Source organism: Maribacter aestuarii, assembly GCF_027474845.2.
In the GTDB taxonomy this organism is placed as follows: domain Bacteria; phylum Bacteroidota; class Bacteroidia; order Flavobacteriales; family Flavobacteriaceae; genus Maribacter; species Maribacter aestuarii.
Map to the genome: position 1 here is coordinate 1,680,358 of NZ_CP107031.2, position 16,201 is coordinate 1,696,558.

Genomic DNA, 16,201 nt, shown 5'->3' on the forward strand with positions numbered 1-16,201 from the left:
GCTGCGTAGCACTCGAACTGACAGTGTGCTAGAAAGTACAAAGATTTTTATTAGTTTAATCAAATGAAGCTGTTCTATGTTTATATCCTTGAGTGTTCCGATGGTACTTATTATACGGGTATAACGTCGGATATGGAGAAAAGGTTAGCCTCACATAATATTGGTGCCTATCCAAACAGTTATACCGCTTCACGTGGACCACTGAAACTTGTATTTTATTGTGAATTCACGGAGGCAGCTGTTGCTATCGCTACAGAAAAACAAATCAAAAAATGGTCAAGAGCTAAGAAACAGGCCCTAATCTCAGGTCAGTTCGATAAGTTGCCAAATCTTGCCAAGAAAAAGTTCTCGTGATTTATGGTGTCACTTGGTGTAGTTTGTCGACATAGGAGACAAGTGGTGTCAAGAAGCGTGTATGTCATACCTAGTTCTCGATACACTTCGCCTCTGGCGAAGCACTCGAACTGACATTCTGAAGAAATGTGAGGTTAGGTTTTTTAAAACCTAAATAGTATTCCGTTGCCATTTCGAATTGTTTTTAGATACGGGAGAAAAACTATCTCAAGAAGCTTTCATGGTTGAAACGGTCTCAACACACTACACCTGCGGCGTAGCTCTCGAAGTGACATTCTAAAGAACTAAATAGTAATCCGTTGTCACTTCGAGTGGTTTTTCGACGCAGGAGAAAAATTGTATCGAGAAGTTTTTGTTTTTCAAATGGTTATCGATGCACTTCGCCTATTGCTAAGCACTCGAACTGACAATATCCTAAAACTTTATTTCCGCCGATATTTTCTCCCCATTCCTATCCACCGTGACTTCAGTGGTGTTACCTTCCTCGAATACCGAAAGGGCCCGCATGTAGCTCATCATATCGGTGACGAGACTATCGCCCAACTGTATAACGACATCGCCTTTTTGGAGTCCGGCCGCAGCTGCCGGTCTGCCTTCCGTAACGCCGTCTATCCGCATGCCTTTCCCATCAAAAAGATAATCGGGCATTACACCGAGAGCCACTTTAAAACGCGGAACATCCTCGCTTTCATTTTTGGTGGTTCGAAACGCTAGTTTGGCATCATCATCCAATTCGGAGATGATATGGGTTATATATTCCTCGATCATTCGCATACCATCGTAATTCAGTTTTTCCGAATCGTCAGAAGGTTTATGGTAATCCGAATGTTGACCCGTGAAAAAGTGCAAGGCAGGTATGTCCTGTAGGTAAAAGGAAGTATGGTCCGAAGGGCCCATTCCAGATTCGCTCAGCACCAACTTGAAATCGGAATTATTTGAATTCAGCACTTGGTTCCAAATAGGGGACGTACCTACTCCGCTAATGGACAAAGTATTATCGTCACGCAGCCTCCCCACCATATCCATATTCAACATATAGCTGGCCTTTGGTAAATCTATGGTCGGATTTTTAGTAAAATAATTGCTGCCCAAAAGTCCCATCTCTTCCCCTGAAAAAGCAAGGAACAAATAATTACTTCCTTTTAGAGAGTCCTTTAACCTTTCTGCCAGTTGCAGTAGAATGCCCACCCCGCTCGCATTGTCATCGGCGCCATTATGAACGGCGTCCCCCTCTGCGTATAAAGAGCCTTCGCCTCCCAATCCCAAATGATCGTAATGGGCGCCGATGATAACCGTTTTATCGGCTTGGTTATCCACATAGCCAATTACATTGGTTCCCGTTATGGTACTGTCCCCGTTTACGAATTCAATTTCCGTGTGCGGGTCGGTTTTGGGCTTAAAGGTGAAGGTTTGAAAGTAAGTGCCTGCGTTACCCTTGGGAGCTAAACCAATGCCTTCCATACGTTTCTTAATGTACATCGCGGCTTTTAGCTCATATTCGGTACCGGTTTCCCTACCTTGGAGGCTATCACTGGCCAAATATGCAATATCCTCCTCTAGGGAAATTGATTTTTGTTTTTCTGATTTACAGGATATAAATAATGTGATAAGTAGGTAAAAAACAGTTCTATTCATGATATTTGTAATTATCAATACGAAGATAATACTTAAATAAGCCCTGAACATTATCAGGGTTAATTCAGCGTTCCGATTCGAGGTCGTAAATCGGATTTAAAGTGGGCGTTCAATAAAATAAACATCGCATGAGAATTTTAACCCTATTAGCCGTTTTGTTTCTTTTTACCCATTGCAAGAACGAATCCAAAAAAAATACGTCCCCCGAGACCGAAAAAAAAGCTTCCCTGATGGCGGGTACGGATACCTTGATTTATCCCGAGGAGAAATATTTCAAATCCATTCGTCAAATCACTTTCGGCGGAGATAATGCGGAGGCGTATTGGAGCTGGGATGATAAACAGATGATCTTTCAATCCAACAATGCCGATTGGGGCATGGAGTGCGATCAAATGTTCCTAATGAACGTTACCGATAGTTTTGCGGATACTATTCCTCCCATGGTGAGCACGGGGATGGGTAGAACCACCTGTGCCTATTTCTTGCCGGACAACAAGCATTTTGTATACGGTTCCACCCATTTGGCAGATGCCGAGTGTCCCGAGGTGCCCTTGCGTAAAAATGGCAACTATGTCTGGCCCGTCTATGATTCGTTTGACATTTTTGTGTCCGACCTAGAAGGAAACATTACCGCTCAGTTAACCGATTTGCCCGGGTACGATGCAGAAGCGACGGTATCTCCAAAAGGGGATAAGATTGTTTTCACCTCCACCCGAAGTGGCGATTTAGAGCTTTATACCATGAATCTTGACGGTTCTGACGTAAAACAGATCACCAATGAGCTGGGCTATGACGGGGGCGCATTTTTTTCTCCGGATGGCACCAAATTAATTTTTAGGGCATCCCGGCCCAAGACCCCTGAGGCCATAAAAAAGTACAAAGACCTATTGGCAGAGGGTCTGGTGGAACCCACGGAAATGGAGTTGTTTATTTGCAATGCCGATGGGTCCGATTTGAAACAATTGACCTTTTTGGGAAATGCGAATTGGAGTCCTTTCTTTCATCCCTCTGGAAAGAAAATATTGTTTAGCAGTAATTATGAAGCTGAAAAAGGCTTCCCTTTTAACCTCTATTTTATTGATATCGATGGGAAGAACCTTGAGCGGGTTACCCATGGCGAAACTTTTGATGCATTCCCGGTATTTTCTAACGACGGGAAGTATTTGGCCTTTTCCAGTAACCGGAATAACGGAGGTACGCGTGATACAAATTTGTTCATCGCCGAATGGCAGGAATAGCACTTCCGTTTGAACCTATTTTGTTTGGCGTAAAGGTCAACCTGCATTTAGTGCTGGAGTACTTGGCATTCTTTGTAGCCTTCAGATATTACATTGTACTGCGCAGAAAAAATGATGACGTTATTTCTTCCAACAATCGGCTATCCATAATTATTGGGGCCATTTTTGGTGCGCTACTATTTTCCAGAGTAGTGGCTTTTTTAGAAAATCCCGCTTTACACTACGAACAGGGATGGCTAGCCATCTTGAACAATAAAACTATTATGGGAGGCCTATTTGGTGGTCTATTGGGCGTGGAACTTGCAAAAAAGATTATCGGAGAAAAGCATTCCTCCGGGGATTTGTTTACGCTGCCGATCATACTGGGGATTATCATTGGACGTATCGGATGTTTTTTAGCGGGCATCAAGGAATTCACTTATGGGAAAACAACCGGTTTTTTCCTTGGAATGGATTTGGGAGATGGTTTAGTTAGACATCCCATAGCCCTGTATGAAGTGGTTTTTCTGATTATTCTATTCTTTTTCATAAAACGATTGCAACAACGCCCAAATCGTTTGGAAAGCGGCATGTATTTCAAGATTTTCATGCTCTCCTACTTTGGGTTTCGGTTCGTAATCGAATTCTTGAAACCCAATACTTTTTTAATTCTAGGGCTGAGTAGCATCCAATATTTATGCTTAATTTGTTTCGTCTACTATTCTAAAACTATCCTACAAGGAACTGCCTATGCCAGAAAAAAATTACACCTATTATGATTTTACGCTAAGCCTTTGTCCAGATTGCCTGCGCCGCGTAGACGCCAAAATCGTCTTTGAAAATGACAAGGTATACATGCTCAAGAATTGTAGGGAACACGGGCGCTCCAAAGTTTTGATCGCAGACGACATTGAGTACTACAAGAACATTCGGAACTATAATAAGGCTTCTGAATATCCAAAAACCTTCAACACCAAAACACATTACGGCTGTCCTTACGATTGCGGTCTATGTCCAGACCACGAACAGCATTCGTGCCTTACCGTTGTGGAGCTTACGGATCGTTGTAATTTGACTTGCCCCACCTGCTATGCGGGGTCTTCTCCCACCTATGGGCGTCATCGTACCTTAGAGGAGGTCAAAAAGATGTTGGACGTCATCGTGAAAAACGAGGGAGAGCCAGATGTAGTGCAGCTCAGCGGTGGGGAACCGACGATACATCCCCAGTTTTTTGAGATTATGGATTATGCCAAATCCTTACCCATACGGCATTTGATGCTGAACACCAACGGAATAAAAATTGCCAAGGATTTCGCCTTTGCTGAGCGATTAGCTTCCTATGCCCCGGATTTTGAGATATACCTGCAATTTGATTCGTTAGACAATAGCGTATTGCAAACTTTGCGCGGTGCGGATCTGGCCGAAATAAGACTAAAAGCGTTGGAGCACCTTAACAGGCTCAACTTATCTACCACTTTAGTGGTGACCCTACAAAAAGGATTGAACGACCATGACATGGGGGAGACCATCGATTTTGCACTGAAACAAAAATGCGTTCGAGGGGTTACTTTCCAACCTACACAGATTGCTGGAAGATTGGAGAATTTTGAGGTAGATGAAAATAGAATTACACTCACGGAAGTACGGCGTAAGATACTGGAACAATCCCCAATTTTTGAAGCGGACGATCTTATTCCCGTGCCCTGCAATCCTGATGCGCTGGTAATGGCATATGCCCTAAAATTGGGGGATGAGGTAAGCCCTCTAACACGATACATCAACCCGGACGATTTGTTGAACGAAGGGAAGAACACCATTATCTATGAGCAGGACGAACAGTTACATGGAAAAATGATCGAGCTGTTCAGTACTGGGAATTCTGTTGAAAAAGCATCTGAAAACCTAAAAAGCATCATGTGCTGCTTACCGGAAATTGATGCGCCAGAATTGGGTTATGATAATTTGTTCCGTATCATTATCATGCAATTTATTGATGCCCATAATTTTGATGTCAGGGCAATTAAAAAATCCTGCGTACATATCGTGAACAAGGATTATAAAATTATCCCGTTTGAAACGATGAACTTGTTTTATAGGGACGATAAAATTGAGCATTTGGTTAAACTTCAAAATGAGATAGTATGATACTAATTCTCTTATTGATGTTTGGGCCGGCCTTATTATTTCTCGTCCTCGGTATTGTTTTTAAAAACAAGCTAGAGAAGAAAAAAGCAAAAATTATGTTCATTTTGGCCGGGGTCTATTTGCTGATAAGCCTAGGTACTTGTGGGATTATGATGGCTAATTTCAGCCTTCATTAACTAAAGATTGATAGTACAATGATTTTAGAGGTAGGGAATTTAGACGGGCTCGTAGTTTTAATATTTCTGGTCATGCTGGGGCCACCGGCCCTTTTGTTGTTAACTGGCATTATTTTAATTCTAAAAAAGAAAAAAACGGCCGGTAAGGTTTTTTGTATTCTTGCCGGAGTCTACCTATTGGTTAGCCTGGGTATCTGTGGTGCGATGCTTGGCGGGTATTGATTTAAATCCTATTGCGTTCGTCCACACGCTTTCTCTTTTTATTGTCCCTTATCCTTGTGTTTCCAAACTTATACCGAAATCCTAAAATCAACAATCTATTTTCAGGCCTGAACGAGGAGGTGTTGTCCTGATTAAGATAGCGCCTGGTATTGAATAAGTTTCCTTGGTTGAAAATGTCTTCAACCTCCAAAGAAATGCTTGCATTCTTGTTCCAGATGGTCTTTCTAAGTGCGAAGCCTAACTGATTATAGGAATCCTGACGGGAATTCCCATTTACAGTAGGAGAGAAATACGTAAACGTTAAATCGGCGAACAGGGATTTGTCACTTAAAAAAGTAAAACTGTTAGTGGTACGAATGTGTCCCGTCCAGACATCGTTGTTCAATTGTGCTCCTGAACCCAAATCGGTAAACTCATTGATTTCATAAAAATAACTGACCAGGAAAAAAGTATTCCAAAAGTCGGTTATTTCTTTATTCAGCGAAAAATCGGCCCCATAACTTCTACTCAATCCTAGATTGGTGCTTATAAAACGAAGAAGATTGGAGTCATTATCTTGAAAGACTTGTTGTAAATACTGATTTTTTCGTTCCCCGAAAAAGAATTCCAGATTATACGCCTTGTCAAAGGTATATCCCAAGGAAATGTAGTTGCGGGTAGAAGGCAGCAAATTCGGATTGCCCTCTACGACCGAATTATTGGTCTGAAAATATTGGAAAGGGTTCAACCTATTATAGCGCGGTCTAGTAATCCTACGATAATAGTTTAAGCCAAAACTATGCTTTGTATTTAGCGTGTGCCTCAAAGAAAACGATGGAAAAAACTCCAAATAGTTATTTTCTGTAGCCACCTCCTCGGTATCCAAAAGACCTATGGTTTCAGTATATTCGGCTCTTAAACCCATTTTTATTTCCCAATTATTCCAGCCGCTATTAAAACTTATGTAAGCTGCAGATATATCCTCATCATAGGAAAAAACTCCCGTTTCGGTTGGGTTTATTCCCGGCTGATTCCTATCGAAACCCTCCTGAGAAATGGTGTTGTCGGAATTAATAGCGGCATAGCGCAACCCTGCTTCTAATTCGCTCGATTTTCCCACAGGTGTGCTATAATCCAGTTGGATGCTGAACAATCCCGTTAGTTGTCCAGACTGAGTAGTGAAATCATTCTCACCGGTCAAGGTCCCATCGGCATCAAAAAAATCGGTATTTAACAACTGTCCCCGGTCATATTCATAGTTGGTATAGTGGGTGTTAAAAGCGATTTCCGCACCTTTTTTATCCAATCGATGTGCCCAGTCCAAGTAAATGGAAGTATTGTACAAATCATAATCGGAATCATTGGTCGTGTCAAAGCTTGAAATCAAGGTCCCGTTCGTATCGGTTATTACGGTCTCGGAATCATAAAACCTATTAACGGATGGGGTCAGCGTATTTATCGTGGACAAACTGATGGTATTCTTATCATTAAGTTCAAAATCCAGAAAAGCGCTAACGTTGTGTTGTTTTCTTCTGGTTACCGCGCTTTGTTCAGCACTCCAAACTTCATCAACGGTACTATCCTCAAAGAAATTGGTGATATCCGTAAATCGGCTAATCGTTTTCGCGTTTCTAAAACTATAGTTTATGGAGAAATCAGTCCGCTTCCCTTTGAAAAAATGATCGGTACCTACGGTATGTTTTGGAAAGACCCCTTGGGTATAGCGGTTATAGAGGGAACCGTTGTAACCTGCTATCAAATTTTTTTTCATTTTAATATCGATGAGCAGCCCCCCTTCTGCACTATATTTTGCAGGTGGGTTTGTTATCACCTCGATGGCCTCCACATTGCCGGCCGAACTTCCGGAAAGCAGGTTTATAATATCGCTTTGTGGTATGTTCACCAATCTTCCATTGATCATAATACCAATATTGGAACTCCCCTTAATAGTTAATTCGTCCTTGATTACCACTACGCCTGGTGTACGTTTTAGCACGTTCCAAATATCACTATCGGAGAGTGCAGTATTCTCAATATTGAAAACCAAGCGGTCCACTTTCTGTTCAATGGTCGGTTTTTTATAAGCGACCACCACTTCATCCAATGCTTGGGCGTTTTCCAATATAATAAGTGAGCCTATATCTGTATCTCCTGTAAGAGATAATGGAAGAATCTCAGATCTGTTTTCGATAAAACTGGCGGCCAATAGATAATTTCCTTGCGCTATATTGTCCAATTGGAAGAAACCCTTTTCATCAGTAGCAGTGCCTTTGATGAGAACCGAATCCTCTGTTTGGAGCAGCACACTGGCAAAAACTAGCGGCGCTTCATTGCCGTCCAATACGGTTCCTGATATCTTAAAATCTTGCGCTATGGTGAGGGAAACAAAAAGCACAAAAATTGAGAATAGTCTAAGTTCCCTCTTCATTCATCGTAGGTATGCGCTAAATATAAAAAAGAAAATCCGAATAATCCTACATCTAAAATAGTTTGGTGAAATTTGAAAGTGGATAGGTGTAGCGGTCTATTCGGCACGTAAGCGATCTCTTTCAATCTTATCTATTTCTCTTTGATTATCCTCTAATCTAAAATTCCCAAAATTATAGGTAAATCCAAAACGCACATACTGTGTTTCCGGCACGGCTAAATAGTTGTTGTCCTGATTCAAATACTTAGAGGTGACCCTGCTATTGGCCTTGCCCAATATATCATTAGCTGAGATACTTACGAGCGCTCTTCTGTTCCAAAACGACTTGCGTAAACCTAGGGTTAGATTGGTGGTTTCGTCTATGATATAAGATCCCTGTAAAAATCCGGACAAATAGGTGAGCCCCAATTCACCTTTAAAAGTGCCGTCTTTGGAAAGGGTTAAATAATTTGTGATATCCAAATAAAGTCCATCAATCTCATTGGTGGCGGATAACGCATCGCTTTCCAAGGCCAAAAAAGTCTCATCTTCATGAAAAATGGAAACATAACTATATAGATACCAATTGTTCGAAATAGATTTCCCATAGTTAAAATCGAATCCATAAGAGGTACTTTCCAAAACATTTTGGGTAACATCCCTTAAAATTTGATTTTCGTTATCCTGGAAAGAAAGTGTGGAGATGTATTCCCCATTGTCCCGATAATAAAAATCAAAGAAGAACTCTTGCTTTAGGGTATAGTTTAAATTGAAATTATTGCTGAAACTTGGAGGTAAATTTGGGTTGCCTTCATAGAAGATGTTTTCGTTAATAAATGTTCTAAAGGGGTTTAAGTCCTCATACCTGGGTCGCGTCAGTTTTCTTGAATAGTCAAAAGCTACACTATGGTTCTCGTGGATATTATGTAAGAGGTACAACGTAGGGAACAGCTCAAAATATTCCAAGTTATTGATTGTGGATAGTGCAATAGACGTCCCCGAACTTTGCGTATGTTCCGCTCTTAATCCAGTTTTTAAACTCCACTTTTCCCAATCCTTGGAAAGACTTAAGTAGCCTGCATAAACAGTTTCATCATAAAGAAAGTTATCGGACAGGTTCGGGTCTAAAACACTTCCATTATTCTGGTCAAAATAATCCAGCTTACTTTCCGAATTGATAAATGAGCCCTTTATGCCCGCTTCAACACCTACGGTTCCCAATAGATTGGTATAATCCATTTGAGCAGTTACAATTTCTATATCCTGATTGGCGTCCGTAAAAAAATTAAAATCTCGAATGAAGTTGCCGTCTGGCTCAAAATAAGTAGAGTTCGCATCCTGCGTTCGTGTAAAATCAAATTGTGTATAGTGCCCGTTTAGGGTTAGCCCTCCATTTTCCTTAAAGCGATGTTTAAAAGTAAGGTCGCCCGAAATATTATTCTTGTTTTCATCCAGAAAACTGGATGTGGTGAAGGTTGAATCCAATACTCCAGAGGTATTTCTAATTTGTGTGTCTTGAAAATTGTTATATGTTCTTTCTGGAGATAATTGCGCATTTGTGGTGAAATTGAGTTCGTTCCTCTTATTAATTTCATAATCAATGACAAGGCCTGCGTTGTGAGTTCTAAAGCGGTTCGTTTTATCAAAATCAGTGTCCCATCGAGAAAAAATACCTGTGTCGTTTATAAAATTGATGATGCTCTCCGTATTCTTAAAATCTTTTCTGGGTACATAGGAATAGCTGGTATTTAAATTTAATTTCTTGGTTTTGTAAAAATGTGATGTGCCAAAACTGTATTTGGGAAATATCGCTTGAGTATAATTGGTAGTAACATTGCCTTTGTATCCTAAAGAAATATTCTTGCTGGTGACAATATTAAGTACGGCTCCTCCCTCCGCATCATAATTGGAGGGCGGATTGGGAATCACCTCTACGGATTTGATGTTCGCCCCTTGATAATTTTCCAATAGACTACGAATCTCCTCAGCCGATAATTGAACCTTACGATCGTTGATATATACCACCGCAGCTTGGTTGCGTATTTGAAGTTCGTCCTGCATGGAAATGACCCCCGGTGTTTGCTGTAAAATTTCCCAAGAACTACTTTGTGAAAGAACGGTATTCTCTACATTAAAAATAAGACGGTCCACTTTTCGTTCTACTTGAGGTCTGTTTGCGGTAACAATCACTTCATTAAGCTCCTCTGCCTTTTGTTCTATAATCAATGCACCTATTTTAGTGTCCTTGGCAATATCGATGGCCAAACTGGCCGAGGTCCTACCAATATAGCTCGCCCTAAGAAAATAGAGGTTGGGGGTAATATCTTGGATCGTAAACACCCCCAACTCATCGGCAGAAGTTCCTTTGACCAAGGTGGAATCGGTAGTTCGCAATAAAAAAACAGATGCAAAAGGAATAACTTCGTTTCTTTCATCGCGCACCTCTCCAGAAAGTAAAAAGGTTTGACTAGATACCTCTTGGAAAAATCCTAAAATAACTATGAGGAAAAGTAGTAGCGGCTTCACTTCATATTTGGGTTGAACATCAAATCTAACAAATTAATACGGCTTTTCTTTACAAAACCTGTAATCCGTTTGTGCAACTTTCACTACCGTAAACATTCCTATTTTGAATACATACGCCTAAGATCGCGCTGGAAATTAGATTATATTTGCAATTGCTTTTGGTGAGGCTTGAGAAAACCGATTTTAAAAGCACTTTTATTTGCCCTTATTGCTATGAAGAATATTCGAAATTTTTGTATTATCGCCCATATAGACCATGGTAAAAGCACCTTGGCCGATCGCCTTTTGGATTTTACGGGTTCAGTCACCGAAAGAGAGAAAAAAGAGCAGTTGCTGGACAGTATGGACTTGGAACGCGAACGTGGCATTACGATTAAGAGTCACGCTATCCAAATGGATTATACCTACAAGGGCGAACAATATATCCTAAACCTCATCGATACTCCTGGACATGTAGATTTCTCCTATGAGGTATCCCGTTCCATTGCCGCCTGTGAGGGTGCCCTTTTGGTTGTGGATGCCGCTCAAAGCATACAGGCACAGACAATTTCCAACCTATATTTGGCTTTGGAAAACGATTTAGAAATTATACCTGTCTTGAACAAGGTAGACTTGCCCAGTGCCAATCCAGAAGAGGTAACCGATGATATTGTGGACCTTTTGGGCTGTAAACCGGAAGACGTTATTCCTGCTAGTGCAAAAACAGGTATTGGCATTGAGGCCATATTGAGTGCCATAATTGAGCAAATTCCACCTCCCAAAGGGAACGCGGATGAGGCCCTACAGGCTTTGGTTTTCGACTCCGTTTACAATCCGTTCAGAGGTGTTGAAACCTACTTTAGGGTAGTTAACGGCTCAATTAAAAAAGGTCAGAAAATAAAGTTTGTGGCCACGGATAAAAGTTATTTTGCAGATGAGGTGGGGACGCTAAAATTAACCCAACATCCAAAACAAGAAGTTCGTACGGGCGATGTGGGATATTTGATTACAGGTATCAAAGATGCTAGGGAGGTAAAGGTTGGGGATACCATAACAGATTCCGCTAATCCCACCAAAAACCCTATAGCAGGGTTTGAGGATGTAAAACCCATGGTTTTTGCGGGAATTTATCCCGTGGATACCGAAGATTTTGAGGAATTAAGATCCTCCATGGAAAAACTACAGCTTAATGATGCTTCGCTAGTATTTACCCCGGAAAGTAGTGCCGCATTGGGATTTGGTTTCAGGTGTGGGTTTTTGGGAATGCTTCATATGGAGATTATCCAGGAACGATTGGAACGTGAATTTGACATGACGGTCATTACCACGGTTCCCAACGTTAGCTACCATGCGTTCACCAGAAAAGACCCAGAAGTTCCGCTAACGGTGAACAATCCAAGCGACCTGCCCGACCCATCTACCATAGATCGTGTTGAAGAGCCGTACATAAAGGCCACAATAATTACAAAGTCGGATTTTGTAGGGAACGTAATGTCCCTTTGTATTGAAAAAAGGGGGCAGATTACCAATCAGACCTATTTAACCACAGAGCGGGTAGAATTAAATTTTGATATGCCTTTAGCTGAAATTGTTTTCGATTTTTATGATCGATTAAAAACGGTTTCCAGGGGCTATGCCTCTTTTGATTACGCCCCGATAGGAATGCGAGCTTCCAAATTGGTACGAGTGGATATTTTGCTCAATGGACAAACAGTAGACGCGCTATCGGCATTGATTCATTTTGACAGCGCAACCACCATTGGTAAGAAAATGTGTGAAAAGCTGAAGGAACTGATTCCCAGACAACAGTTTGATATTCCGATACAAGCCGCTATCGGCTCAAAAATTATCTCCAGGGAAACCATAAAAGCTTTACGAAAAGACGTAACTGCCAAATGTTACGGTGGCGATATTTCCAGAAAGCGTAAACTACTGGAAAAACAGAAAAAAGGTAAGAAGAGAATGCGCCAGGTAGGTAATGTGGAGATACCGCAGGAAGCCTTTATGGCCGTCCTCAAATTAAATGACTAAAGTTTATTACCTTTCTTTGGTAATATATTTGTCATGAAACAAATATCCATAGTCTTATTTGCATCTTTTTTCTTTCTGAGTCTTACAGGTCAGAGGAAAGTTGAGGAAAAAGTACCAGAATGGATTACGCATGAAATAACCCTTCAATCAACTTCAAATTATGAGAATCCTTATAATGACGTAGATGTCTGGGCCATATTCAACAATGAAAGCGGAGATACTCTAAAAAGACCTGCCTTTTGGGACGGAGAAAATATTTGGAAAGTAAGATTTGCACCGATAGATAGTGATGGCATTTGGACATGGGAAACCTATTCCTCCAATAGTTCTGATTCCGGTTTGCATCATAAAAAAGGAAAATTTAAGTCGGTACCTGACCAAGAGAACAATACCATTTTAAAAGAAGGGCTTTTAAAGATGTCCGAAGGCCATAGAAACGTGGTTCATCAATCCGGAAAATCATTTCTAGTAGTGGCGGATACCCCTTGGGCCATACCCTTTAGGGCGACTAAGGAACAAGTACATGCCTATGCGAATGACCGCCAAAAAAAAGGGTTCAATGCAGCCCTGATGATGACCCTTCAGCCAGACACAAAGGCCGATGGGCCTAATGAAAGAAATACGGCACAAGGATTCAAGAGGGCTTTTAGGGATTTAGCCGAAGGGCATATTACTCAAATCAATATTGATTATTTTAAATATTATGACGATATCATAGACATTCTCTTGTCCCGCGAAATCGTTCCAGTATATCAGCCTGTTTTTCATGGATTTGGTTGGAAAGGGCTTCAAGTATTGGGTACCAACATACAACCTGATGAATATGTAAGGTATACCAAATATCTGCTTGCCAGATATGGGAGTAAGCCAGCTATTTGGTTAATTGCCGGGGATCATGATGCCAACGATCCAGGGGTAAGGGAAAGTGGTGCAATGTTAGAAGAATGGGACGCTTACCAGCAACCAACCGGTTTACATTATAATCCGTGTGACGACTATATCGCCGAATGGGCCAAGAACGACCCTTCCAAGCATTGCATGCATTATAATAAAAGTCATCAAGATGAAAACTGGCTGGATTTTCAATGGGCGCAAACAGGTCATGGAAATGAGCATTTGTATCATAAGGTGGAGCGCATGTATAACAACCTGCCTGTAAAAGCAGTCGCTAACGGTGAGCCTACTTACGAAGGAATGAATGCGGGAAAGAACGGATTAGGATGGTGGCAGGGAGAGGATGCATGGATGCAACTCATGCATGGCGGGACAATGGGAGTAATTTATGGCGCAGCATCGCTTTGGCAGTGGAAAGTTTCTCCCGATGAAATAGGTTGGGAAGCATGGACAGATCAACCGTTGTCCTGGGAGGGAGCCCTCAGCCTGGAGGGTTCAACATATGTGGGATTGGTCGGTAAAATATTAAAAGATCTAAACTTAAAGGATATTGAAAAAAGGTGGGACTTGGCCAACGGACAGCCACTACTAGCAAAAGAAAAAACACTTTATATCGCCTATCTGAACAACGGAGGTAAAATAACTATAAAAGATGTTCCCTCACGTTTGACCTATTCATGGATTAATCCTAAAAATGGAAACCTGAAGGCAATTGGAAAGGTAACTTCTGAAGAGTTTACAGCTCCGGATTCAAATCCTTGGGTACTGATAATTAATTGAAGCTACTCTTTCCCATCAACCTCGTCAATAGGAAACATTTTACCTAAATAGGCAAGTTTATATCCTTCTTGGATATCTGTGAATTCTTTGCTAAAAGAAGGGATGATCTCAATGTTCCCATCCGGACTCTTTAAAAACAAGGGAACGATGTCTTCGTCGGCCTTGGTAATCTCAATAAGACCTTCGTAGTGTTCCGTATCCTTTAAATCAATTTCATGGATGGTAGGATTTTTTCGGGCTGCCTCCATCAATTTAATAAAATCATCCGTATGCGAGAATAAGCCTTCTTTAGGGTTGTTTTCAGGATCATTCATTTCTTCACTATCCACCAAGCGAAACGATCCGTTCTCTCCAAATTGCTTTTCGAATTTTTCAATCGCGTACTTATTTATCTCGGAGTTACCCGTTAGGGCCATTAGGTAACCGACATCATTGAGTTCTATATTGTCTACAAGCGAATCCGAATAAATATTAGCCGAAAAAGCCTCAAGTCCTAATTTTTTCGCCTTGTTCACATTCGTTTGGTTATTGTCTATAAGTACTACATGTCTATTATTCTTGTGCAAATATTCCCCTATGAGTCTGGAGACTTTGGACGCGCCAAGAATAAGTATTCCTTCGGATTTTTTAAAAACACCCCCACCAGTTTCGCAAAGACACGAGCAGTCGTGGCATTTAACAAAACTGTTCCCAGAACAATCATAAAAACAAGGGGCGTTATATATTCCGCTCCCGGTTCTCCCTTTGAGATTAATTTGGAACCAAATAGCGAGGCGATACCAGCGGCAACAATTCCCCGTGGCCCTACCCAGCTAACAAAAAGTTTCTCATTAAGTTTAAGGTTAGAGCCCATAGCGCTAAGAAAAACTCCCAAAGGTCTTATGAGAAGAATGATAACTGCAAACAAGACAACAGTTTTCCAATTGTATATCAATTCCAAATCTGAGATGTTGATGTTAGCGGCGAGAAGAATGAATAAAATGGAGATTAGCAGTACGCTTAAGGATTCCTTAAAATAAAGCAATTCCTTAATATTTGGTAAGTCCATGTTGCCAAGCACCATCCCCATGACTACTACCGCCAAAAGACCGGATTCGTGAGCAAAAATATCCGATTCCACGAAAACCAACAGCACCACTGATAATGATACCACGTTCAATAAATAATGGGGTATAAAGTTTTTCTTGATGGCAAAAGCTAAAGCATGAGCAAAGGTAAATCCGAAGGTAAATCCAAAAAGTAGAATTTTGCCAAATTCGATAAGAGCGGTTTGTGTATAGGCCTGCCCCTCTCCTACACTAATAAATTCAAAGACCAAAACGGCCGCCAAAGCACCAATTGGGTCTATTAAAATCCCCTCCCATTTCAGAACTGTTGACAAATCTTTTTTAAGTGGTATGTTTCTCAATATCGGGGTTATAACCGTTGGGCCGGTAACAATAATCAAAGCGGAAAATAAAAAGGATATTTGCCAGGATAAATCAAAGATAAAATGAGCCGCAACTGCTCCGGCAAAAAAGGTGACCAAACTCCCTAGTGTAATTAATTTTGTAATTACAGGGCCTACATTTTGTATTTCAGCCCTTTTAAGTGTTAACCCTCCTTCAAATAGAATGATACTTATGGCCAAGGAAACAAAATAGTACAGGCCTTCCCCGGGGAACAGTCCCTTTTCACCGTTCCATATGGGCTCAATTAGTTTTCCCCCATCTGCGGTATAAAGGGTAGAAATAGGCCCTACCAATAATCCAATAAGAATCAAAGGCAAAATGGCCGGTAGTTTTAAACGCCAAGCAACCCATTGCGCAATAATTCCAAGAATAATGATTCCGGCTAATTCTATCATTTCCTTATAT

10 protein-coding genes and 1 pseudogene are annotated in these 16,201 nt (G+C 41.0%); 7 read left to right on the forward strand and 4 right to left on the reverse strand.

Annotated features, from left to right (window positions below; translation table 11 throughout):
* Positions 1–63: 63 nt before the first annotated feature.
* Positions 64–354, forward strand: a complete 291-nt coding sequence (locus N8A89_RS07705; RefSeq protein ID WP_281541737.1) for a GIY-YIG nuclease family protein — start codon at positions 64–66, stop codon at positions 352–354.
* Between the two features lie 414 nt (positions 355–768).
* On the opposite strand, the gene N8A89_RS07710 is transcribed toward N8A89_RS07705, so the two are convergent.
* Entirely contained in the window at positions 769–1,989 is a 1,221-nt protein-coding gene (locus N8A89_RS07710; RefSeq protein WP_281541738.1) for a M28 family peptidase, read from the reverse strand.
* A gap of 128 nt (positions 1,990–2,117) precedes the next feature.
* Here N8A89_RS07710 and N8A89_RS07715 point away from each other — a divergent pair, with 128 nt between their 5' ends.
* The 4 genes from N8A89_RS07715 to N8A89_RS07730 all read left to right on the forward strand — a co-directional run bounded on the left by N8A89_RS07715 (position 2,118) and on the right by N8A89_RS07730 (position 5,749).
* Complete coding sequence (locus N8A89_RS07715) at positions 2,118–3,227, forward strand: TolB family protein (RefSeq protein ID WP_289645252.1); 1,110 nt, start codon at positions 2,118–2,120, stop codon at positions 3,225–3,227.
* Positions 3,215–3,985 carry a prolipoprotein diacylglyceryl transferase family protein gene (locus tag N8A89_RS07720; protein WP_281541739.1) on the forward strand — a complete coding sequence of 257 codons (771 nt, stop codon included), beginning with the start codon at positions 3,215–3,217 and terminating at the stop codon, positions 3,983–3,985. The genes N8A89_RS07715 and N8A89_RS07720 overlap by 13 nt, the downstream gene beginning before the upstream one ends.
* The gene (locus tag N8A89_RS07725; RefSeq protein WP_281541740.1) at positions 3,957–5,351 is read left to right on the forward strand and encodes a radical SAM protein; all 1,395 of its coding nucleotides are present in this window, start codon (positions 3,957–3,959) and stop codon (positions 5,349–5,351) included. The genes N8A89_RS07720 and N8A89_RS07725 overlap by 29 nt, the downstream gene beginning before the upstream one ends.
* Before the next feature lie 194 nt (positions 5,352–5,545).
* The gene (locus N8A89_RS07730; RefSeq protein ID WP_289645255.1) at positions 5,546–5,749 is read left to right on the forward strand and encodes a hypothetical protein; all 204 of its coding nucleotides are present in this window, start codon (positions 5,546–5,548) and stop codon (positions 5,747–5,749) included.
* A gap of 1 nt (position 5,750) precedes the next feature.
* Here N8A89_RS07730 and N8A89_RS07735 read toward each other — a convergent pair whose 3' ends face one another.
* Positions 5,751–8,156: an outer membrane beta-barrel family protein gene (locus N8A89_RS07735; protein WP_289645257.1), complete on the reverse strand. Its 2,406-nt coding sequence runs from the start codon at positions 8,154–8,156 to the stop codon at positions 5,751–5,753.
* Positions 8,157–8,252: 96 nt separating this feature from the next.
* Complete coding sequence (locus N8A89_RS07740) at positions 8,253–10,661, reverse strand: outer membrane beta-barrel family protein (RefSeq protein ID WP_281541743.1); 2,409 nt, start codon at positions 10,659–10,661, stop codon at positions 8,253–8,255.
* 213 nt (positions 10,662–10,874) lie between these two features.
* Here N8A89_RS07740 and lepA point away from each other — a divergent pair, with 213 nt between their 5' ends.
* Both lepA and N8A89_RS07750 read left to right on the forward strand, forming a co-directional pair.
* A complete protein-coding gene (lepA, locus tag N8A89_RS07745; RefSeq protein WP_281541744.1) occupies positions 10,875–12,671 on the forward strand; it encodes a translation elongation factor 4 in 1,797 nt (598 codons plus the stop codon).
* A gap of 33 nt (positions 12,672–12,704) precedes the next feature.
* Positions 12,705–14,345: a glycoside hydrolase family 140 protein gene (locus N8A89_RS07750; RefSeq protein WP_289645259.1), complete on the forward strand. Its 1,641-nt coding sequence runs from the start codon at positions 12,705–12,707 to the stop codon at positions 14,343–14,345.
* Between the two features lie 2 nt (positions 14,346–14,347).
* Here the strand turns inward: N8A89_RS07750 and N8A89_RS07755 are convergent.
* A pseudogene (locus N8A89_RS07755) lies at positions 14,348–16,191 on the reverse strand (cation:proton antiporter).
* Positions 16,192–16,201: the final 10 nt, after the last annotated feature.